The sequence below is a fragment of the Natronosporangium hydrolyticum genome (genome assembly GCF_016925615.1).
In the GTDB taxonomy this organism is placed as follows: Bacteria; Actinomycetota; Actinomycetes; order Mycobacteriales; family Micromonosporaceae; genus Natronosporangium; species Natronosporangium hydrolyticum.
Map to the genome: position 1 here is coordinate 3273219 of NZ_CP070499.1, position 21044 is coordinate 3294262.

The 21044-nt window shown below is 68.2% G+C and carries 19 protein-coding genes; 4 read left to right on the forward strand and 15 right to left on the reverse strand.

What is annotated here, in order from left to right:
* Positions 1-26: 26 nt before the first annotated feature.
* Entirely contained in the window at positions 27-1544 is a 1518-nt protein-coding gene (locus JQS43_RS14540; RefSeq protein ID WP_239674925.1) for an ABC transporter substrate-binding protein, read from the reverse strand.
* Between the two features lie 206 nt (positions 1545-1750).
* Between JQS43_RS14540 and JQS43_RS14545 the strand changes: the two genes are divergently transcribed.
* Positions 1751-2383, forward strand: a complete 633-nt coding sequence (locus JQS43_RS14545) for a TetR/AcrR family transcriptional regulator (RefSeq protein ID WP_239674926.1) — start codon at positions 1751-1753, stop codon at positions 2381-2383.
* A 321-nt stretch (positions 2384-2704) separates the two neighbouring features.
* On the opposite strand, the gene JQS43_RS14550 is transcribed toward JQS43_RS14545, so the two are convergent.
* From JQS43_RS14550 to JQS43_RS14585, 8 genes are all read right to left on the reverse strand, one after another.
* Positions 2705-3127 (reverse strand): metal-sulfur cluster assembly factor, encoded by a 423-nt coding sequence (locus JQS43_RS14550; RefSeq protein WP_239674927.1) that lies wholly within the window; start codon positions 3125-3127, stop codon positions 2705-2707.
* Positions 3124-3588: a Fe-S cluster assembly sulfur transfer protein SufU gene (sufU, locus tag JQS43_RS14555; protein ID WP_239679445.1), complete on the reverse strand. Its 465-nt coding sequence runs from the start codon at positions 3586-3588 to the stop codon at positions 3124-3126. Before sufU ends, JQS43_RS14550 begins: the two co-directional genes overlap by 4 nt.
* Before the next feature lie 5 nt (positions 3589-3593).
* On the reverse strand, positions 3594-4877 hold the full coding sequence (locus JQS43_RS14560) for a cysteine desulfurase (RefSeq protein ID WP_239674928.1): 1284 nt from the start codon (positions 4875-4877) through the stop codon (positions 3594-3596).
* A gap of 13 nt (positions 4878-4890) precedes the next feature.
* Positions 4891-5664, reverse strand: coding sequence for a Fe-S cluster assembly ATPase SufC (gene sufC / locus JQS43_RS14565; RefSeq protein WP_239674929.1), 774 nt, complete (start codon positions 5662-5664; stop codon positions 4891-4893).
* The gene (locus JQS43_RS14570) at positions 5661-5975 is read right to left on the reverse strand and encodes a non-heme iron oxygenase ferredoxin subunit (RefSeq protein WP_239674930.1); all 315 of its coding nucleotides are present in this window, start codon (positions 5973-5975) and stop codon (positions 5661-5663) included. The genes sufC and JQS43_RS14570 overlap by 4 nt, the downstream gene beginning before the upstream one ends.
* A 2-nt stretch (positions 5976-5977) precedes the next feature.
* Entirely contained in the window at positions 5978-7111 is a 1134-nt protein-coding gene (sufD, locus tag JQS43_RS14575; protein ID WP_239674931.1) for a Fe-S cluster assembly protein SufD, read from the reverse strand.
* 95 nt (positions 7112-7206) lie between these two features.
* Complete coding sequence (gene sufB / locus JQS43_RS14580) at positions 7207-8640, reverse strand: Fe-S cluster assembly protein SufB (protein ID WP_239674932.1); 1434 nt, start codon at positions 8638-8640, stop codon at positions 7207-7209.
* Positions 8641-8650: 10 nt separating this feature from the next.
* Positions 8651-9412 (reverse strand): helix-turn-helix transcriptional regulator, encoded by a 762-nt coding sequence (locus tag JQS43_RS14585; protein WP_239679446.1) that lies wholly within the window; start codon positions 9410-9412, stop codon positions 8651-8653.
* Positions 9413-9629: 217 nt separating this feature from the next.
* Here JQS43_RS14585 and JQS43_RS14590 point away from each other — a divergent pair, with 217 nt between their 5' ends.
* On the forward strand, positions 9630-10577 hold the full coding sequence (locus JQS43_RS14590) for a COX15/CtaA family protein (RefSeq protein WP_239674933.1): 948 nt from the start codon (positions 9630-9632) through the stop codon (positions 10575-10577).
* An 8-nt stretch (positions 10578-10585) separates the two neighbouring features.
* Here JQS43_RS14590 and JQS43_RS14595 read toward each other — a convergent pair whose 3' ends face one another.
* From JQS43_RS14595 to JQS43_RS14615, 5 genes are all read right to left on the reverse strand, one after another.
* The gene (locus tag JQS43_RS14595) at positions 10586-11725 is read right to left on the reverse strand and encodes a glycosyltransferase family 4 protein (protein ID WP_239674934.1); all 1140 of its coding nucleotides are present in this window, start codon (positions 11723-11725) and stop codon (positions 10586-10588) included.
* Between the two features lie 38 nt (positions 11726-11763).
* Complete coding sequence (locus JQS43_RS14600; protein WP_239674935.1) at positions 11764-12729, reverse strand: UbiA prenyltransferase family protein; 966 nt, start codon at positions 12727-12729, stop codon at positions 11764-11766.
* A gap of 70 nt (positions 12730-12799) precedes the next feature.
* Positions 12800-14116 carry an aspartate aminotransferase family protein gene (locus tag JQS43_RS14605; RefSeq protein ID WP_239679447.1) on the reverse strand — a complete coding sequence of 439 codons (1317 nt, stop codon included), beginning with the start codon at positions 14114-14116 and terminating at the stop codon, positions 12800-12802.
* Between the two features lie 286 nt (positions 14117-14402).
* Positions 14403-16256 carry an AfsR/SARP family transcriptional regulator gene (locus JQS43_RS14610; RefSeq protein WP_239674936.1) on the reverse strand — a complete coding sequence of 618 codons (1854 nt, stop codon included), beginning with the start codon at positions 16254-16256 and terminating at the stop codon, positions 14403-14405.
* 178 nt (positions 16257-16434) lie between these two features.
* A complete protein-coding gene (locus JQS43_RS14615) occupies positions 16435-17547 on the reverse strand; it encodes a glycosyltransferase family 2 protein (RefSeq protein ID WP_239674937.1) in 1113 nt (370 codons plus the stop codon).
* 186 nt (positions 17548-17733) lie between these two features.
* On the opposite strand from JQS43_RS14615, the gene JQS43_RS14620 reads away from it, so the two are divergent.
* A complete protein-coding gene (locus JQS43_RS14620) occupies positions 17734-18762 on the forward strand; it encodes a lysylphosphatidylglycerol synthase domain-containing protein (RefSeq protein ID WP_239674938.1) in 1029 nt (342 codons plus the stop codon).
* Positions 18762-19772 carry a glycosyltransferase family 2 protein gene (locus JQS43_RS14625; protein WP_239674939.1) on the forward strand — a complete coding sequence of 337 codons (1011 nt, stop codon included), beginning with the start codon at positions 18762-18764 and terminating at the stop codon, positions 19770-19772. The genes JQS43_RS14620 and JQS43_RS14625 overlap by 1 nt, the downstream gene beginning before the upstream one ends.
* A 15-nt stretch (positions 19773-19787) precedes the next feature.
* On the opposite strand, the gene JQS43_RS14630 is transcribed toward JQS43_RS14625, so the two are convergent.
* On the reverse strand, positions 19788-21005 hold the full coding sequence (locus JQS43_RS14630; protein ID WP_239674940.1) for an endonuclease/exonuclease/phosphatase family protein: 1218 nt from the start codon (positions 21003-21005) through the stop codon (positions 19788-19790).
* Positions 21006-21044 lie beyond the last annotated feature (39 nt).

Below are 21044 nucleotides of genomic sequence, written 5' to 3' on the forward strand. Positions count from 1 at the left end.
GGGGAAACGGGCGGACCGGGGGGTGGTTAGCTGTTCGGCCGGATGTCGTAGATCGAGGGGTACGCGTTGGTCGGCAGCATCTCCACGGTCGTGTCCGGGTCGACGGCGTAGCTGCCCTGGACCCGGTAGAGCGGCGCGAACCAGGCCTGTTCGACCAGGTAAGCGTTGAGCTCCCGAGCAGCGACCGCCTGCTCCTGCTCGTCGCCGAACTGGATCCGCTCAAGGAACGAGTCGATGGCGGGGTCCTCGGCCCCGAACGGGTTGAAGACCGCGCTCGGCGCGATCATGAACTGGGCAAGCTGCCAGTCGGGGTTCTGCTCCAGCGCCATGTACGCCAGTGGGAAGTTCGGCGCCAGCAGCTCGGCGATGTAGTCGGAGCCCGGGTCGGTGTACTCCACGGTGACCCCGATGTCGGTGAGCTGCTGCTCCACCAGGGTGAAAGTGGTCGATCCCAGCACCGCCGAAGTCGGCATCGACAGGGTGAGCCCATCGGCGTAACCCGCCTCGTCGAGCAGTTCGCGGGCCCGCTCCGGGTCGTAGGGGTAGGCGCTGTCCAGCTCCGGGTCGAACGCCTCGGAGGCGGGCGGGAACACCTGCGTGGTGATGTTGCCGTTGCCGTCCTGCAGCGCCGTTAGCATCGCCTCCCGATCGAAGGCGTAGTTGAGCGCCTGCCGCACCCGGACGTCGCCGAGCGCCTCGTTCATCGTCCCCTCGCGGTCCAGCAGAAGGAGTCCGTGGAAGTCGAGCTCGTTGGCCTCGATCGTCCAGCCCGCCGCCTCAACCTCGGCCAGGTTGTCGTTGTTGACCAGCTTGACGCCGTTCGCCTCGCCCGCCCGCAGCGCGTTGAGCGCAGCCGTCGGCTCCTCGAAGACCCGGATGATGAGTTCGTCGTAGTGCTGGACATCGGGGTTCCAGTAGTCAGGGTTCCGGGTGTAGACGTAGCTCGTGCCGGTGACGGTCGCGCCAGGGTCGAGCAGGTAGGGGCCGGAACCGATCGGGTGGGTGTCGATGTCCGGGCTGTCGAAGGACTCGGCGCTGGCCACCAGACCGGCGTCGCGGGTGAGGTAGTTCAGGAAGGCCGGGTCCGGGGCCGCCATGCGGATCTCCACGGTGTGTTCTGCCACGGCCTCGATCTCCTCGACCCCGGCGAGGTAGCCGGCGTCGGGTGAGTCTCCAGTCTGGAACCGCTCAAGGTTCTGCTTGACGACCTCGGCGGTCAGCGCCGAACCGTCGGTGAACTCGACATCCTCACGCAGGGTGAGGGTCAGCTCCGTGCCGTCGTCGTTGTACGACCAGTCGGTGGCGAGGAAGGGCTCGATCTCCCCGGACGAACCGGCGAGCAGAAGAGTGTCGAAGACGGCCTGGTAGTAGGGGGCACGGTTGCCCCACTCGCTGCCGGATGGGTCAAACGTCGCGGGGGCTACGATCGCGCCGAGGGTGAGCGTGCCACCGCCACCCTCGGATGCCTCGGTGTCTCCGCCGCAGCCCGCGGCGACCAGCAGCCCGGCGACCGCGAGGGAGACGGTGGATCTCTTACCTAACATGGGGTAGACCTTTCGCTGTACGGAGCGGAACTGTCTGGGCAACCCGACTCTGGGCGGTAGCATAAGCCCGGAAAACCGAGGAGGCACTAGGTTTTAATCAAATCGTAATGTAACCATGAGTGACCGACTCTCCCGATCGCGTCCCGCCACAGCACCGCTATACGGTGGGAGCGCATCCACCACCGTCACGCGTAGACAGGAGCCGCATGGACACCGTCGAGGAGGCGCCGGGCCCCCGCCGCAACCGGCGTCGAGGCCCGTACGCCAAGACGGAACAGAAGAGGCGTGAGATCCTGGACAGCGCGTTGGAGGTGTTCGCCAAATCGGGCTATCGAGCCGGCTCACTGCGAGAAGTCGCCGAGCGCGTCGGGATGAGCGAAGCCGGGCTGCTTCATCACTTCCCCAACAAGAGCGCGCTGCTCTCGGCCGTGCTCCGTCGCCGCGACGAGCACACGATGTCGATCGTCCCGGTGGAGGACGACGACCCGGTCGCCGCCCTCAAGGGCCTGGTGGAACTCGCCGCCTACAACGCCTCGCGCCCCGGCGTGGTCGAGCTCTACTGTGTCTTGTCGGCCGAGGCCACCACTCCCGACCACCCCGCGCACTCGTACTTCGTCGAGCGGTATGCCTGGGTCCGGAAGCGACTGTCCCGCACGTTTCAGCTCCTGCAACAGCAGGGTAGCCTGCACCCCGGGGTCAGCCCGGAGAGCGCGGCCCGCTCCACTATCGCGGTGATGGACGGGCTCCAGCTTCAGTGGCTACTCGACCGCGACTCGCTCGACATGGCCGAGGAGTTTCGCCGCCACCTCGACTCGCTGGTGACCTTCGAGCTGGGCTGACCGCCGGGAGCAGACGCAGCAGTCGATCGGGCCGCCGCTCTGCTCTCCTGCCGCCACCTGACGCGCACCGCAGCCGGGCTCGGGTCAACCCGTGGGGCTCCGTCGGCCATCTTGGTGGGTTGAGTGGTGATCCACCAGGACGACTAAATGGCCGGTGCTGGCAAATCACGCGCCACCCAACCCACCAAGCCCGTGCCCTCCCCCACTGGGCGTGATCATGGGGCGTGATCATGGGGTTAGGGACCGGAAACAGCCCGGACCATGTACCTAAGTCCATGATCGGCCGGGTGGGCCGGGTGGGCCGGGTGGGCCGGGATTGGGTCAGACGTTGAAGCCGAGGGCCCGCAGCTGTTCCCGGCCGTCGTCGGTGATCTTGTCGGGGCCCCACGGGGGCATCCACACCCAGTTGATCCGGTAGTCGGAGACGACTCCGCCACCGGGGCCGCCGGTCAGCGCCGACCGGGTCTGGTCCTCGATCACGTCGGTCAGCGGGCACGCCGCCGAGGTGAGGGTCAGATCCAGGGTCGCCACGTTGTCCTGGTCCACGTGGACACCGTAGAGCAGGCCGAGGTCGACGACGTTGATCCCGAGCTCGGGGTCGACGACGTCCTTCATCGCCTCCTCGACCTCAGCGCTCGAGGCCAGCGCCGTGGCCGCCCCGGTAGCGGCGCTCGCCGGTGCCTGAGTCGACTCGTTCACCGTGTCGTCGGCCTGGCCGGGGGTCGTGGTCGCTGGTTCGGTCATTGCGCACCTCCTGTCGTCTCGACGGTACCTGCCTGAGCACGGGCCGTCGCGTCCTTGAACGCCACCCACGCCAGCAGCGCGCACTTGATCCGGGCAGGATACTGCGCCACGCCGGCGAAGGCGACCGCGTCGCCGAGCACGTCTTCGTCGGGCTCGATCTGGCCTCGCCCGCCCATCAGCTCCGCGAACGCCTCATGCACCCGTAGCACTTCGGCCAACGGCCGCCCCTGCACCAGCTCGTGCAGGACACTGGTGGAGGCCTGGCTGATCGAACAACCATCCCCCTCGTACGAGACGTCGGCCACGGTGCCGCCGTCGAGCCGCACCCGCAGCGTCACCTCGTCACCGCAGGTCGGGTTGACCTGGTGCGACTCCGCGCCGAAGGGTTCCCGCAAGCCTCGGCCGCGGGGGTGTTTCCAGTGATCCAGGATTATCTCCTGGTAAAGCTCGTCGAGTTGCATCGTCGTCACCCGAACATCTTCCGCGCCCGCGCCAACCCGGCCACCAGCGCGTCCACCTCATCCTGCGTGTTGTAGAGGTACAACGAGGCTCGGGTCATGGAACTCACCCCGAACCGGCGACACGTGGGGCGGGCGCAGTGGTGGCCGACCCGTACCTCGACCCCCTGCGCGTCGAGCACCTGCCCGACATCGTGCGGGTGCACCCCGGTCAACTCGAAGGAGATGATGCCGCCGCGATCGGCCGGCTCGGTGGGGCCGAACAACCGCAGCCCCGGCACGGTCGGCAGCGCCGCCAGCGCGTACTCGGTGAGCCGCTGCTCGTGGGCACGGATCGCGGGCATCCCCAGCTCGGAGAGGTAGTCCACCGCCGCCCCGAGCCCGACCGCTTCGGCGATCGGCGGGGTGCCGGCCTCGAACTTCGCCGGTGCCGCCGCATAGGTGGAGTTGGTCATCTCCACCGTTTCGATCATGGAGCCGCCGCCAAGGAAGGGGGGCATCGCCGACAGCAGCTCGCCGCGCCCCCACAACGCCCCGATGCCGGTCGGTCCGCACATCTTGTGCCCGGTGAAGACGATGAAGTCGACGCCGAGGTCAACGACGTCGAGCGGGGCGTGCGGCACCGACTGCGAACAGTCGAGCATCACCAACGCCCCCACCTCGCGGGCCCGGGCCAGCACCGGCGCTACCGGGTTGATGGTGCCGAGGATGTTCGACATGTGTACGAACGAGACCAGCTTGGTCCGCTCGTTCAGCAGCTCGTTGAGGGTGGACAGGTCGAGCTGCCCGTCGTCGGTGAGCCCGAGCCAGCGCAGCGTGGCGCCGGTGCGTTCGCAGAGCAGCTGCCACGGCACGATGTTGGAGTGGTGCTCCATCTGGGAGATCAACACTTCGTCGCCGGGCCCGAGCTGGAACCGCGGATCGCCGCCGCCGGTGGCGGTGCCGAGGAAGGCGTAGGCGACCAGGTTGATCGCCTCGGTGGAATTCTTGGTGAAAACCACCTCGGCCGGGTCACCGGCGCCGATGAAGCCGGCCAGCTTCTGCCGCGCGGCTTCGTACGCCTCGGTCGCCTCGGTGCCCACGGTGTGCACCGAGCGGGAGACGTTGCCGTTGTGCTGGGCGTAGTGGGTGTTGATCACGTCCAGCACCTGACGGGGCTTCTGTGAAGTGTTGGCCGAATCGAGATACACCAGCGGGTGCCCGTTGACCAGCCGCGAGAGGATCGGGAAGTCCTCCCGCAACGCCGCCACATCCAGCGGCGGCGCTGCGCTCGTCGCGGTAATGGTGCCCATGCCAGCTCCCGTCTCAGGCGGCGGCCGTGCCGGCGCCCACCTGGTAACGCTCGTAGCCCTCTTCCTCCAGCCGTTCCGCCAGCTCCGGCCCGCCCTCTTCGGCGATCTTGCCGGCGACGAAGACGTGGACAAAGTCCGGCTTCACGTACCGCAGGATCCGGGTGTAGTGGGTGATCAGCAGCAGGCCGGTCTCCCCGGTCTCCCGTACCCGGTTGATGCCCTGGCTTACCACCTTCAGCGCGTCGATGTCGAGGCCGGAGTCGGTCTCGTCGAGCACCGCGATGGCGGGCTTGAGCAGCTCCAGCTGGACGATCTCGTGGCGCTTCTTCTCGCCGCCGGAGAAGCCGTCGTTGACGTTGCGCTGCGCGAAGGCCGGGTCCATCCCGAGCCGCTCCATCGCGCCCTTGAGCTCACCGGCCCAGGTCCGCAGCTTGGGAGCCTCGCCGTCGAGCGCGGTCTTCGAGGTACGCAGGAAGTTGGCGACGCTGACGCCGGGCACCTCCACCGGGTACTGCATCGCCAGGAACAGCCCGGCCCGGGCCCGCTCGTCGACCGACATCGACAGGACGTCTTCCCCGTCGAGGGTCACCGAACCCCCGGTGACCTCGTACTTCGGGTGGCCGGCGATCGAGTAGGCCAGCGTGGACTTGCCGGAACCGTTCGGACCCATGATGGCGTGGGTCTCGCCCGACCGGATGGTCAGGTTCACGCCGAACAGGATCGGGTGCGCCTCCCCATCCGGCAGCCGCACCGAAACCTGTAGGTCACGGATCTCCAGGACACTCACTTTACTTCTCCAATGTCGACGTAGACGGCACCGTCGTGGACCTCGACGGGGTAGACGGGAACGGATTCGGTGGCCGGTAGGCCGGTCGGTTCGCCGGTGCGCAGATCGAACCGGGAACCATGCAGCCAGCACTCGAGGGTGCAGCCTTCTACTTCGCCCTCCGAGAGCGGGATCGCGGCGTGCGAGCACTCGTCGAAGATGGCGTAGAACTGGTCATCCTCGGCGTGCACCATGGCGACCTGCAGGTCACCGAGGGCGGCGCTGACGACGCTGCCCTTCGGCACCTCCTCAGTTGAGCAGATCCGGATCATGCTCAGACCACCCCGCCCTTGACGAGCCGGGCCTCGATCGCCTCCCCGAGCCGTTCCCGCAGCGCCTCGACCGGGATCTTCTGCAGCGCCTCGGCGAAGAAGCCGCGTACCACCAGCCGGCGCGCCGTTTCGGCCTCGATGCCCCGCGACATCAGGTAGAACAGCTGCTCATCGTCGAACCGCACGGTGGCGCTGGCGTGGCCGGCGCCGGTCACTTCCCCGGTCTCGATCTCCAGGTTCGGCACCGAGTCGGCTCGGGCGCCGTCGGAGAGCACCAGATTGCGGTTGATCTCGTAGGTGTCGGTGCCGGTCGCCTCGGCCTGGATCAGCACGTCGCCGACCCACACCGTGTGCGCGCCGTCGCCCTGCAGACCGCCCCGGTACGCGACGTAGCTGCGGCAGTCGGGGACCCCGTGGTCGACCAGCAGCCGGTGCTCCAGGTGCTGCGGCGCGTCGGCGTAGTAGAGCCCGTACGCCTCGACCTCACCGCCACGCCCGCCGTACTCGACGCTGACGTACTGCCGGACCAGATCGCCGCCGAGGGTGACCTGGATGTGGCTGACCTTGGCGTCGCGGCCGGTACGGATGTGCACGTGTTGCGCCTGCACCGCGTCGGGTGCCCAGTCGGTGAGCGTGATCAGGGTCAGCTGGGCGCCGTCGGCGACCACCACCTCGACGTTGTCGGCGAGGGTGACCGAGCCGACCTGCTCCAGGACCAGCGTGGCCTGCGCGAACCGACCCACTGTGATCAACACGTGGCCGACGCTGACGCCGTCGGTGGAGTCGCCGACCACCCGCACGTACGCCGGCTCGTCGAGCACCGCCTCGGCGGCCACCTCGACCCGGAGGGCCTGCTCCACCCGCGCGTACGCGTAGGCGCTGATCCGGTCGAACGGCACCAGCGGGCCGCGTTCGTGCGCTCCGGTGGTGGCGGTGACCCCCGCCGGCAGGGCGTCGTGCTCATACCGCACGCCCCGGCCGGTCGGTGCCTCGCCGTCGATGGTCGCCAGCCCACGCAGCCGCTTCAGCGGAGTGAACCGCCACTCCTCTTCCCGGCCGGTCAGCGCCGGGAAGTCGGCTACATCGTAGGAGCGCAACGCCTGCGCCCGGGTTTTCGCCGGCGTTGGAGCCGGCACCGGGGCATCCGCCGGCGTTGGAGCCGGCACCGGGGCATCCGCCGGCGTTGGAGCCGGCACCGGGGCATCCGCCGGCGTTGGGGTTTGGGCTGCCATCAGCCGACGGCTCCTTCCATCTGCAGCTCGATCAGGCGGTTCAGCTCCAGCGCATACTCCATCGGGAGCTCCTTGGCGATCGGTTCGATGAACCCGCGAACGATCATCGCCATCGCTTCGTCCTCGGACAGGCCTCGGCTCATCAGGTAGAAGAGCTGGTCTTCGCTGATCTTCGAGACGGTCGCCTCGTGGCCCATCTGCACGTCGTCCTCGCGGATGTCGACGTACGGGTAGGTGTCGCTGCGAGAGATGGTGTCGACCAGCAGCGCGTCGCACTTCACGGTGGACTTGCTGCTGTGTGACCCTTCCTGCACCTGGACCAGGCCGCGGTACGAGGTGCGGCCGCCACCGCGGGCGATCGACTTGGAGACGATCTGGCTGGAGGTGTGCGGGGCCGCGTGGGTCATCTTCGCCCCGGCGTCCTGGTGCTGACCTTCACCGGCCATCGCCACCGAGAGCACCTCGCCCTTGGCGTGCTCGCCGACCATGTAGACGGCCGGGTACTTCATGGTGATCTTCGAACCGATGTTGCCGTCGATCCACTCCATGGTCGCGCCCTCCTGGGCGACGGCCCGCTTGGTGACCAGGTTGTAGACGTTGTTCGACCAGTTCTGGATGGTGGTGTAGCGGCACCGGGCGTTCTTCTTCACGATGATCTCCACCACCGCGCTGTGCAGCGAGTCAGAGGAGTAGATCGGGGCGGTGCAGCCCTCCACGTAGTGGACGTAGGCTCCCTCGTCCACGATGATCAGGGTCCGCTCGAACTGGCCCATGTTTTCGGTGTTGATCCGGAAGTACGCCTGCAGCGGGATCTCGACGTGCACGCCCGGCGGCACGTAGATGAACGACCCGCCGCTCCACACCGCGGTGTTGAGCGCCGCGAACTTGTTGTCCCCGACCGGGATGACGGTGCCGAAATACTCCTTGAAGAGCTCTTCGTGCTCCCGCAGCGCGGTGTCGGTGTCCAGGAAGATCACGCCCTGCTGCTCCAGGTCGTCGCGGATCTTGTGGTACACCACTTCGCTCTCGTACTGGGCTGCTACCCCGGCGATCAGCCGCTGCTTCTCCGCCTCCGGGATGCCGAGCTTGTCGTACGTATTCTTGATCTCCGCCGGCAGCTCATCCCAGCTGGTCGCCTGCTTCTCGGTGGACCGGACGAAGTACTTGATGTTGTCGAAGTCGATGGTGGACAGATCGGCGCCCCACGTCGGCATCGGCTTGCGGTCGAACAGCCGGAGCCCCTTCAGGCGTAGGTCGCGCATCCACTCGGGCTCGTCCTTCTTACCCGAGATGTCGCGCACGACGGCCTCGTTGAGACCCCGCTGCGCCGAAGCCCCGGCGGTGTCCGAGTCGGCCCAGCCGTACTGGTACTTGCCCAGGGCGGCCAGATGCTCCTCCTGGGTGGGTACCGCTGGTGCGAGCTGGTCTGTCATGTCGTCGTCCTCATCCTGTCCCTACGGTCGGCTGACGGTCGGTCGCGCCGGTGACGGCGGTGGTCGCCGGTGACGCGGTGGTCAAGGTACGCCGCGGATTTGGGATGTGCGTGGTGCACACCCCATCACCGTGGGCGATGGTGGCGAGTCGTTGCACGTGCGTGCCGACCAGGCGGGAGATCACCTCGGTCTCGACCTCGCACAGCTGCGGAAACTCGGCGGCGACGTGCGCCACCGGGCAGTGGTGCTGGCAGAGCTGGCCCCCCGAGGCGATCGCCGACGCGTTGGCAGCGTAACCCTCCTCGGTAAGCGCTCTCGCCAGCGCCTCAGCCCGAGCGAGCGGATCGTCCGCGGCCTCCGCGAGCGCCGCCCGGCAGCGCTGTTCCAGCCCGGCCACCTGCTCCGCGGCGAAGGCTGCGATCGCCGCGTCCCCGCCGCGCCGGTGAATCCAGCGCAGGGCGGCGGCGGCGATGTCGTCATACGTGTGAGTGCCGCAGCGCAGCCGCCCCTGCTCGGTGAGCTGGAACAGCTTCGCTGGCCGCCCCCGGCGGCCGGTGGCCGACCCGTGCCGGCTCACCACGTCGACGTCGCCGTCGCCGAGCATGGCGTCTAGGTGCCGCCGGATGCCGGCCGGGCTAAGACCCAGCTCAGCCCCGAGGTCAGCGGCGGTAGCGGTGCCGTTGACGAGCAGCAACCGGGCCACCCGATCGCGGGTGCGCCGGTCGCCAGCCAGACCGGCGACGGCCTGGCTAGGCGCGGTGGGATCTCCCACCGCAGCGGCACCCTCGGCTGTTTTCACTACATAAGTGTTGCGTATTTCGCCGGAGCCGCGCAAACCGCCCCTCAGTGATCCAGCACACAGCTGCGCCGATCACCCCTGCGCGCCGCTCGCCGCCTCCGGCCGATACCCCGGCGATCATGTTAGTTGCCGAGGTCACGACGGCCAGCGCGGGCATCAGGCCGCGATCGCCCCCACGTACGATCTGGCTGTGACGGTTTCGCTCGCGCTGGTTCGGCGGCTAGCCTTCGGCTCCCTGCTCGCCAATATCGGGATCGTGATCACCGGCGGCGCGGTCCGGCTGACCGGCTCCGGGCTCGGCTGCCCGACCTGGCCCCGCTGCACCGACGACTCCTGGACCTCTACCGCAGAGATGGGCATCCACGGCGCGGTGGAGTTCGGCAATCGGCTGCTCACCTTCGTGCTCAGCGCGCTGGCGATCGGCGGCCTGATCGCCGCCTGGCGGCTCCGCCCGCGGCAGCCGCGGCTGCTCTGGCCGGCCGCAGCGGTGCTCCTCGGCGTGGCGATCCAGGGGGTCATCGGGGGCATCACGGTGCTCACCGACCTCAACCCGTGGATCGTCGGCACCCACTTCATGGTCTCGATCGTGATCATCGCGATCGCCTACACCTTCTGGCGCCGGGCGCGTGAGCATCGGCCGGCGGCGCCGGTCACGTCGGCGCCGCTGCGGACCCTCGCCTCGGTGATCATCGTGGCCACGCTGGTGCTGCTGACCGTCGGGACGGTGGTGACCGGCAGCGGCCCGCACGCGGGCGACGCAAACGTCGATCGCAACGGGCTCGATCCGGAGACCCTCTCGCATCTTCACGCCAACCTGTCGTACCTGCTACTCGGCCTGGCCGGTGCGGCCTGGCTCGCGGTACGCGCCGTCGACGTGGGCCAGCACGCCAGGCGGGCGGCAGGGCTGTTGGTGGCGGTGATCGTCGCCCAGGGCACGGTAGGGCTGGTGCAGTACTACACCGGCCTGCCCGAGGTGCTCGTCGGGCTACACCTGCTCGGCTCCTGCCTCACCTGGGTCGCCGCCCTTGACCTGCGCTACGCGCTCGGCGGCCGGGCCGGGCCGACCCCGGCGCCCGAACCGTCGACCGGTGAGCGCGCCGCGGCGCCCGAAGCCCCGGTTGCCGCAGGACTACGCTGAGCCTCCGATCAGCCGGCCACCCGTCGACGCTGCTCCGCCAACGATGTGAACAGCTTCTCGTAGGCATCCAGACAGGCTGCCACCGAGAACCGCTGCCGCGCCTGCTCCGCCTTGCTCTCCCGCCAACTCGGCGTCGTCGCCGCCAGCTCTCGGATCGCCTGCGCCAACGCCTGCGGATCCCGCGGCGGAACCACCCGACCGAACCCGGTAGCGACCACCGGGTGTCTGCCGCCCGGCAGGTCGGTGGTGACCGAGGGGACCCCCGCCATCATCGCCTCGGCCTGGACGATGCCGAACGACTCCGCCACCGACGGCAGGGCGAAGACATCGATCGAGGCGTAGAAGTCGTCCACCTCCGTGCCCCGCAGCTCGCCCAGCAGCTGAATTCGCGCGTCGTCCGCGATCTCGCGGCTTAGTTCGGCGAGGTTGCTGCCGCCGGCGACGGTGGCGTAGTTACCAGCCAGGAGCAGCCGCGCGTCCGGGTCGGTGATCTGCCGGAACGCCCGCACCAGATATTCGATGCCCTTGTCCTCGACGATCCGGCCGAGGAAACCGACGTGCAGCCCTCCGGTACGCCGATAGTTCGGCTGACCGCCGCGCCGGTCCAGGCAGGGCGCGGCGACCGGGGCGAAGGTGCGCTCCGCCATCAATGGCCAGAACTGCGAGGCGTGCGCCTGGTCCTCGCTGTAGGCCACCACCGCGGAAGAACGGCGGATGGCCGCCCGCGAGGTGTGGTCCGACGCCCGCACGATCGCCTTGCTGAACCTGCCAGGGGGTAGGTACAGGTCGATATGGAGCGTACTGAGGATCGGGGTGCGGCCGCGCAGCCGCGCCACCAACGCCGCCTCGGCCATCGGCAGATTAAGGTGCAGCACCGATGACCGGCGCGCTAGCTTCGCCGCGATCACCGGATACGAGGGTGCGATGAACGCCCGGTTCAGCCGGAGCAGAATCGGGCACCGGTAGACATCGACTCCGGCGATAGTCTCGCGGCGCGGCAGCGTCCGGTCGTGCTGCGCGGCGACCACCGCTACCCGCCAGCCGCGTTGCACCATTCCCTCGGCGACGCAACGGGCAGTGTGGGTCAACCCGCTGATATAGGGCTCGTAATAGGTAAGTGCGACGGTGAGGTCATACTGCTTCGCCATCTGCCTGCAAACTCCTCTCTCGTGAAGCAGGTCCTTGGTCAGGTCTGGGAGATGTGCGACGCGAGCAGGAAGCTGCCCGACACCACCATCCAGACCAACGAGTTGACCACCAACGGTGGGTCTCGGAGCAACGTCCGTACCGGGTTCTCACCGCTGTGGTGAACCGAAATCAGCTGCAGATACCGGAAGAGCCCGAACAGCGCCAACGGCGCGGAGAGCACCGCGGCGGCCAGGCCGTAAGCACCCAACGGCGCCTCGGTACGCAGATAGAGCAAGTACGTGCCGGCGGTGATCACCGCGCTGAGCACCATCAACTGGTCGGCCAGAGCGATCGTGTAGCCGCGCAACGCCGGCCGGTGCTCGCCTCTGGTAGCAGCCAGCTCCTGCCGGCGTTTGCCGACCGTCAACAGCAGGCAGAGACTGAACACACAGGTCAACAGCCATCCGGAGATCTCCGTCTGGGCCGCGACATACCCCAACGCCAGGCGCAGCGCGAACCCGGACGCGACCACGAACACGTCGATCGGTGGCACATGCTTGAGGCCCATGGAGTAGGCGAAGCTGAGCAGCAGATACGCGGCGATCGGCCAGGACCAGCTCCACGGTTGCAGACTCACCAGGCCCAGCAACAGGCCGCCCAGCGCCACCACCAGCACCAGCGCCGCGGCCACCGAGACCTGGCCAGCAGCGATCGGTCGATGTCGCTTTGTGGGGTGGCCGCGGTCCCGATGCCGATCGAAGATGTCGTTGACTATGTAGACCATGGTGGCTGCGACGGTGAACGTGAGGACTGCCCAACCGACCTGCCAGATGCTGGCGAGCCGCCAGCTCTCCTGATCGATCAGTGGCACCGGCACCACGATCAGGTTCTTCGCCCACTGACCGGGGCGCACCAGCGTTACCAGATCGCGGCCGAGTCGACCGGGGCCAGCGGGGCCGGTCCGGGGACGACGCGGGTCCGCCACCCGGCTGGCGGGTCGGGAGATGGTCCGGATCGGACGCACGGGGCGCAAACCTCCCTCTAGCAGGTCACCTTCGCGACCTGGGTCGCCCCGGTCACTACGGGCAGCGCGATCACGACGCGACCTTCTCCCGGACGAAGGAGGTCAGCAACCGCCGCAGCCCCTTCGCCAGCGTGGCGTCGAGCGCCTCCAGAAAATGCTCCAGCTCTTCCTTCTGGATCATCAAGGTGGGCGCGACCATCAGCGGATTCTCGGCGTTCGGACTGTAGTAGGTCATGATTCGGTGCTGCCGGTAGAGGTGCGCGATCACCGAAAGCGTGACCAGCTTGGTCCGGAACTGCCGGTCACCGGAGAAGCCGGGAACCAGTTTGGCCGCCAGGTCCAGGATCTTAGGGCCACCGCCCAGCAACAGACCATGCAGCGAGCCGACGCCGGCCACCTCTCGCACCACGTCCGGGTGGCGTTGCCGGATTCGTTCCAACCCCGGCGCCAACACGCGTTCGATGTCCCGTGCCCGGCCGGGGAAGTCCTCCTCCACAACGACGTTTACGGCTTCAATCGCGGTCGCGGTCTCCTCGCCGAAGCCATAGTAGGTGGTGCTGTGCAGGATGACGTCGGACAGCCGGTCATAGGAGTCGCGGAACAGCCGCTCCCGGGCGGTGTAGCCAGAGATCGACGCCTTACCGCCCCCCAGCGACTTCGAGTAGGTCAAAATGTCCGGTGTCACGCCCTCGTGTCGCATGAAGTAGAAAAGTGTGCCGGTCTTGCCCCACCCGGTGTAGACCTCGTCGTAGATCAGCACGATGTCCTCGGCCGTACAGAGCTCCCGCAGCTCCCGCAGCGCAGTCTCGGACCAGCACCGCAGGCTCGATGCGCTATACGGCTCCACCATGATGGCGTAGACATCGCAGCCGCCGTCCTCGCGCCGGGCAGCGGCGACCGCCGCGCGGAGGGCCGCGATGTCCCCATACGGGTAGACCACAATGTTCGGTAGCCCGGGAAACCGGAAGTTGTTCTCGGCCGAGCCGGTAAGGCTCCCCGCGCCCAACGTCTTGCCGTGGAAGCTGATATCGGCGCGCAGGATCGTGTTCCGCTTCCCACCATGGTATTTGTAAGCCATCTTGACGGCGCCCTCGTTGGCCTCCGCACCCGAGTTCGGAAAGTAGGAGATGGACAGGTCTCCCGGAAGTAGCTCGGCAACGTTGTGACTCAGCGCCGCCAGGTAGGGCGAGAAGAAGGCCTTATGGACCTCCATCCGCTGAGCCTCGGCGAACCGCCGCCGCGCGGCCAGGATGCGGGGATGGTTGTGCCCATGGTTCAGCACGCCGACCCCGCCAGACAGGTCGAGCACCCGGGTGCCATCACGCATATACACCCACGCGCCCTCGGCCCGATCCACGAGCTCCCGCCCGAAGCCGAACGATGTCATCAACGACACCTGGGACCGGCTGACGTACTTCCGGTACAGGTCCTGGACCTGGTCGAGCTCTAGGTTCTCGGACTCGTCGAGCGTTATCAACCGGGACAATGACCTCACCCTCCACTTTGTGTCGAGTCGCTCAGCGACTCCTGCCCGCGAGCACAGCCGAAGGCCGTGAGTCAACTTGAGATCAGCGTACGGCTCGAGAATCTCCGCCATCTTGCCCTGAGCTTGTCGACATCGAGACCTACCTCGCGGCTACTGCTGCGACAGCACCATCCAAACCGGAGGCTACTCAACACATCACACCGGCGAGTTTGATCACCGGTCGGGCCTCATCCCGGCGGCGTCGGCTCCGTTGCTCCCGGGCGTAGAGCCGAAGTAGATCACTCATCCGGTACCGCCCAGGCCGGGGGGTGTCCACCAGCTGGGCATCCACCAGGTTCTCCAACGCTCGTTCGGCCTCCGCCCGCGAAGATCGCAGCAGCTGGGCCGCCTCGGGGGGCCCGAACTCTGCCGAAACGGAGGTGGCCAGCTGCTCAAAGGTGCAGGCGGTGGCCCGGTCCGCCGGCTCCGCGCTGCGCTGCAGTGGTTGGTAGAACGCGGCCAGGCTGGCCCGGATGCTCACCCCATCGAACGCCAGGTTGTCCAGTCTGCGCCGCTCATCGCCGAGCCGGTGCGCCAGTTCGGCTAGCGGCCAGTGGGGGCGAGCCGCCAGCCTCACCCCGGCGACGCCCAACGCCAGCGGCGTACGCTCACACCAGCGCGCGATCTCAGCGGCGGCTGCGGGCTCGGCAGCAACCCGGGCTCGACCGGCCCACCAGCTAAGCAACTCGACCGATTCGGTCGTCGATAAGGGACCGATGCGTGCCTGGCGCAACTCGCCGAGACCACCCAATGGTCGGCAACTGGTCACGATCGTGGCGCAGCCGGCGCCGCTGGCGAGCAGTGGGCGCACCTGTCCCGCCTCGGTGGCGTTGTCGAGCAGCACCAGCAACCGCCGGCCGGCGACCATCGTGCGGAAGAGCGCCGCAGCATCGTCGATGCCGGCCGGGACCGCAACCGGGGCCACTCCCAGGGACCGCAGTAGTCGACTCAAGGCTTCGGCCGGGCCGAGTGGCCGCCGATCTGGTCCGCTCCCCCGGAGGTCGAGATAGAGCTGTCCGTCCGGATAGCCCCCGGCGACCCGGTGCGCGGCCTGCACCGCCAGCGCCGACTTCCCTACTCCGGCAGGGCCGTAGAGGAGGACGGCCGACGCGGTCCGGCGCCGTTGCCCGGCGGCGAACCAGTCCACGAGCGCAGTCAGCTCGGCGGAGTGGCCGACGAACCGGGACGCACCGACCGGAAGTTGCCGCGGTGGCGGCGCCGGATCGGCTCCGACCTTTACCACCACCTCCGGCTGCCGGCTCTCGCCTCGCAGGATGCTCACGTGCACCTGCCGCAGCTCCGGGCCCGGCTCGGTGCCGAGCTGGTCGGCGAGCCGGGCCCGCAACTCAGCGAAGCACTCCAGCGCCTCCGCTGTCCGGCCGACCTGGCCGAGCGCACGCATCAACATGGCCACCAACGGCTCCGCCAACGGGTGGGCCTCGACCGTCTGTACAAGCCGGTCCGCCACCAGCTCCGCGTTGCCCAGCTCGAGCTCAGCGGCGGCCCACGCCGTCGCGGCCCCCACAAACCGCAGCTCCATGCTCCGGCGGACCTCCGCCGCCCACTCGCCCAGCAACGGGGAGAACGGCGTCCCTCGCCACAGCTCCATCGCTTCCCGCAACAGCACGACCCGCTCCGAAGCCGGAGCCGAGGTGTCCCGGGCGGCATCCAGCAGGGAGACGAACCGGTGCAGGTCGACCCGGTCGCGCGGCACCGACAACAGGTAACCGTCCCCACTGCGGCCGAGGTTGACCGGCGCCTCCTCGGCCGGCGCCTGCTGGCCGAGGGTCTGCCGTAGCCGAGCCACATGGGCGTAGAGCGAGCTACGCGCGGCATCCGGCGGAGCGTCGCCCCAGACCCGCTCGGTGAGCCGCTGTACCGTGACCGGACTACCGGCGTCCACCACCAACGCGGCGAGCACCGCCCGTCGCTGGCGTGGGCCGATCTCCAGGACCTGCCCGGCCGACTCGACCTCGATCGATCCCAACACCCGGAACTTCATGCTGATCCCCTAGCCCCACCGGGCCGACCGCGTTCCATGGATTCTCCTCATTCGCCGTAGCAATCTACAGCAGTGAATGATTCAAGGCGAGCCGTCAGCCGGCAACAGCTGGCTAGTTGCACGGCCACCGCCGAACCACCGACGGGCCCTCGGAGCAACGGCCAATATCGGCAGCTGCTCAGCCGGGACTCGCCTCCCTTGGAGGGTCATCCGGCACGGCCCAGTTCCCCGGGGAAGACGCTGGCCGCTCGTTCCCAGCAGCACCCGGGTCCAGACGGCGGCGAAGCGCCGCTAGGTACTGAAGTACGCCGATTCCCGCGGCTGTTGCGGCGACGACATTGACCAACAGTTGAACGGCTCCGAAATAGATCCCGAACCGAACTCCGCGGCTACGTACCGCGTACCGGTACATTGGAAGGTCCAACATCACCCCGACCGCGACCAGCGTCGGCGCCACCACCGCACCGGCCGGGCCGAGCAGCAACGGCAGCGGCACCGTAACGACCCCCGCGAGCAGCACCGCGCTAGCCAGGGCTCGTGGGCCACTCCCCGCACCGCCGGGCAGCGTCCGGTAGCGAAGCCACAGTGGCATGCCCTGCCGGGTACGGTGATACACCTTACGGAGGATCGTGCTCAGCGCGGCGTCATGATCGTGCTTCCCTCGAATAGCCAGGCTCGCCCGAACGTCGTATCGCTGGTGCAGCCGGTAGCCGTACTCCTGATCTTCTGCGTACCGGAGTCCGGTGTCGAACGGTCCGATCTCCCGGAACACCTCAGCTCTAACCGCGAACATTGCGGTGTGGAGCCCAGGCACCGTGCCGTCGACCTCGTTGAACCAGACGTACTGCTGGACGGTCCGGAAGTGTCCCGCCGCAGTGGTCGGCAGCAGCGGCTCGTGGTCGTAGACCCCGCAGATCGCGCCGAGCTCGGCATCGCCCCGCAGACCCTCGACCGCGAGCGCGATCGCGTCCGGCGCGAGCGCGACGTCCGAGTCGAGGAAGAAGAGGATCTCCCCGCGCGCATGCTGGGCGCCGAGGTTACGGGCCACGGACTGGCCACTGGCCACACCGGTGTACCGGACCACCGCCCCCATAGCCGCAGCCACTCGGGGAGACTCATCGATGCTGCCATCATCGACGACGATGATCTCGAATGGGGCGTAGGACTGCTGCGCTAGCGCCGCCAGGCAGTGCCGAATCGTCCGGATGCTGTCCTGGCTGGGAATGATGACCGACACCGTGGAACGGGTGCCGGCCGGCCGGTCGCCGTAGTCGCCAGCATCTCTTGACATTAGACAGATGCTACGTAGGGTGCGGCGACGAATTCTTGCTTTGCACTTGTTCGCGGGCCCGGGCTGGGCAGCGACGAGGCAGTTGGCTCGACCTCCCGACGGATCAAGGATTCGGCAAGACCACCACGGTAGCCTCGGCTGAGTTTCCCACTATCTGCAGCCATCAATCAACGGAGTCGGTGCGGGGTGACGGTACCGGAACCACCGGTCAGGCAGCGCGACTGGCGAACCGCCGCCCGCCGGACGCTCATGATCACTGTGCTGCTGGTGATCGCGGTCGCAGTCACGCTCGCGCTCCGCGGGCAGGACTGGTCAGTGCTAGCGGCCGCGACCGAAGGGCGCGAACCGATCTTCTTCGTCCTGCTCGTCGGTGGGGCCTTCCTCGCCAACGCGCTGGCGATGCTGCTGGCGATGACCGCCTGGCGGGCCATGCTCTCCGGTCTCGGCGAACCGGTCGGCAGGATCGCCGCCGCCCGGATCTTCTTTGTGGGCCAGTTCGCCAAGTTCGTCCCCGGCAAGGTGCTCGGACTAGTGATCAGCGTCCAGATGGGCAGGTCCATCGGCGTGTCCCCGAGTCGGATGATGTCGGCCTACCTGCTCACGGTGGTCGTGATCCTGTTGACCGGCGCCACCGTCGGCATAGCGGCGGGGCCCGAACTCCTCGGAGCTTCGACCGGCTGGCTCGTGCTGGCGGTGCTGCCGGTGATGGCCGTCCTCATCCGGCCCCACCTCATCGATCTGGCCGCGGCGTCCGCCGCTCACCTGCTGCGACGCCCCGCACCGGCCACGACCGGCTCCGGCCGCGGGATCCGCCGCGCGGTGGTTGCGCAACTCGCGGCCTGGCTGCTCGGTGGGGTGCAACTCTGGCTGCTCGCGCTGGTGATGGGTGTGCCACCCGCCCGGTCGCTACTGCTCTGCATCGGCGGCTTCAGCCTCGCGACGGTCGCTGGGATGCTGGCGGTCTTCGCCCCGGAGGGGATCGGCTTCCGGGAGGTGGTGCTCCTGGCCGCCCTCGGGGTCATCCTGCCGCTGCCCGCGGCGGGCGTGGTCGTGCTGGCGAGCAGGCTGGTGACGATGCTCAGCGAGGTCGCCGCCGCGGGCGCGGGCCTGCTGGTGACTGAGGTCCATCGCCGGCGCGGGTCCCGGTCCTGGCGGCAGCCGCTGCCTGCGGGGCGGTTACGGCTAAGTGAGAGCTACGACGAGAGGGAGCAGTGATGACCGGATCCGGTTCGGCACTGGTTTCAGTGGTGATCCCGAGCTTCAATACCGCACGAACCATCGGCCTGTGCCTCGAGTCGGTGCTGGCGCAGACCTACCCCGACATTGAAGTGGTGGTGGTCGACGACGCGAGCACCGACGCGACAGCGGAGATCGCCGAGCGCTACGGCTGCCTGGTGATTCGGCGGTCGCGCAACCAAGGCCCCGCGGTGAGCCGAAACCGGGGCATCGCCGCGAGCAGCGGCGAGATCGTCTTCTTTCTCGACTCCGACGTAGCGCTAGCCCCGGACGCCGTCGAGAACGCCGTCCGGGTGCTAACCGAGAACCCTTCCTACGGGGCAGTCTGGGGGATCTACGGGGCGCGGCCGCTGGTCGACGACGGTCTGGTCGAGCGGGTGCAGGTGCTGCGCGCCCACTATCGGCAGCGCCGCAAGCTCGGACCCACCAGCATCGGTCACTTCGCCGGCGGTGCGGTGCGGCGGGTGGTGATCGACCGGCTCGGCGGGTTCGACGAGCGACTGTCCGCAAACTACAATGAGGACACCGAGTACGGCCTGCGGATCGCCGACCACTTCCCGATGGTGCGCACCGACACCGTAATCGGTTACCACGACGATGATCACCAGGTGTCGGCGATCCTGCGAAAGTACCTTCGGCGGGCGGCGTCGCTGGTGCCGCTGTTCATTACCCGCCGGGGCCTGCGACCCGGGCGGGAGGCGACGCACCGGCCGCCGGAGATCGCCGCGGCATTTCTGGCCACCGCCACCCTGCCGCTGCCGGCCTTCTCCTGGTATCTAGCGGTAGCGCCGCTCGGGTTCGCCGCCGCCTTTATCGTCGCTGACCTGCGCATGCTGGCATTCGTGCGGCAGACCGCCGGATGGCGGTTGCTGGCCCCGTGTGTGTCGCTCGGGTACCTCTACAGCCTGGGGATTTCGGTTGCCGCCCTGTACGGAAGCCTGCGCTACCTCGTCGACCCGACCTTCCGGCGCCGGTATCAGCTGCCCTGAGCGGTCCGGACCAGGTCAGTCAGCTACCGAAAGCTCCACAAACTGCACCCGATGGTCGGACAGGTCAGCCGGATCACGCAGCTCGTAGCGGTGTACCGCGATGTCGGCGGTGGTGAAGAGCCAGTCGAGTCGCCAGAGCTCGATCGAGATCTCGCGCTCCTCGTTGGGGCCCCCGACCGACCAACTGGTGGGATAGAGCGACGACAGCGCCCGGGTATGGTCCACCAGGTGGTCGGGCAACTCTCGCAGGATCCCCATCGCGGGTGAGGTGTTCAGATCGCCAGCGAGCACGACCGGGTGGGGGTTCTCCTCGATGTCGCTCCGGATAGCCGTATAGCCAGCGTGACGCATGGCGTCGGTGAAGCGGTAGACCTCACGGGCGCTCATGCCCGGCCACGGCTCCAGCGAGAACGGCTGCGACGGCGGATGGTATAGGTGCGGGTTGTAGAAAGACATGGTCCTGCCCATCACCCGGATGTCGGCGCGGATGGTCTGGACGTTGTAGAACTCCGGATGGCTCTGTTGGGCTGGCGGGACCTCTCGCATGTCGCGCGGCAACCAAGGCGTCGAATCGAGGCCGTAGGCCTGCGTGATCGGGAACCTAGACAGCGTTATGTTCCTGCCCACGACCGCGACCTCATGCTCGGGAAACGCCTCTGCCAGCTCCGGCAGGTGGTCGATGACCTGCACCTGCGCGTATATGTCCGGGTGATCGAAGTCAGTGTGCGCGTACTCCTGCAGCAGGTACACGTCGGCGTCGAGATCCTGCAGGAACTCGTAGAAGTCGGCGGTGGTCAGCTCCCCGTCGCGGATCAGATCCTGGTCCCAGTACATAGTGTTCCACGAGACCACGGTGAGCGCGTCGGCCGGCGCCGGCGGCGGGGTATGCCAGAGCGACGCCAGGTTGATCCCGGTGTACTGCGCGCTGAGCACGAGCGCGAGCAGCGGCACGAGGCTCAGTCGCCACCGGATCGGCCGAGCGAGCAGGGCCAGCCCAGCCAGCACCACCGGCACCACCGCAAGCAGCAACGGCGGCTCCAGTTCGAGCGGGCCCCACCAGTAGGTCCGGCCGCTCAGAATCCGGTGGAGCACCACAAACCCTAGCCAGGATGCGCACGCCACCACAGCCAGCCGGGTGCCCCAGCCCCACCGCCGGTGAGCCGGCGGCGATGGGGCTGGGTCGAGATCTGTGTCCGGCCGGGATCGGGCAGACTGCGCTTGTTGTTCTTGCACGGCAACGAGGCTACGGGAGCGTTCCTTGTCGAGGTCTTG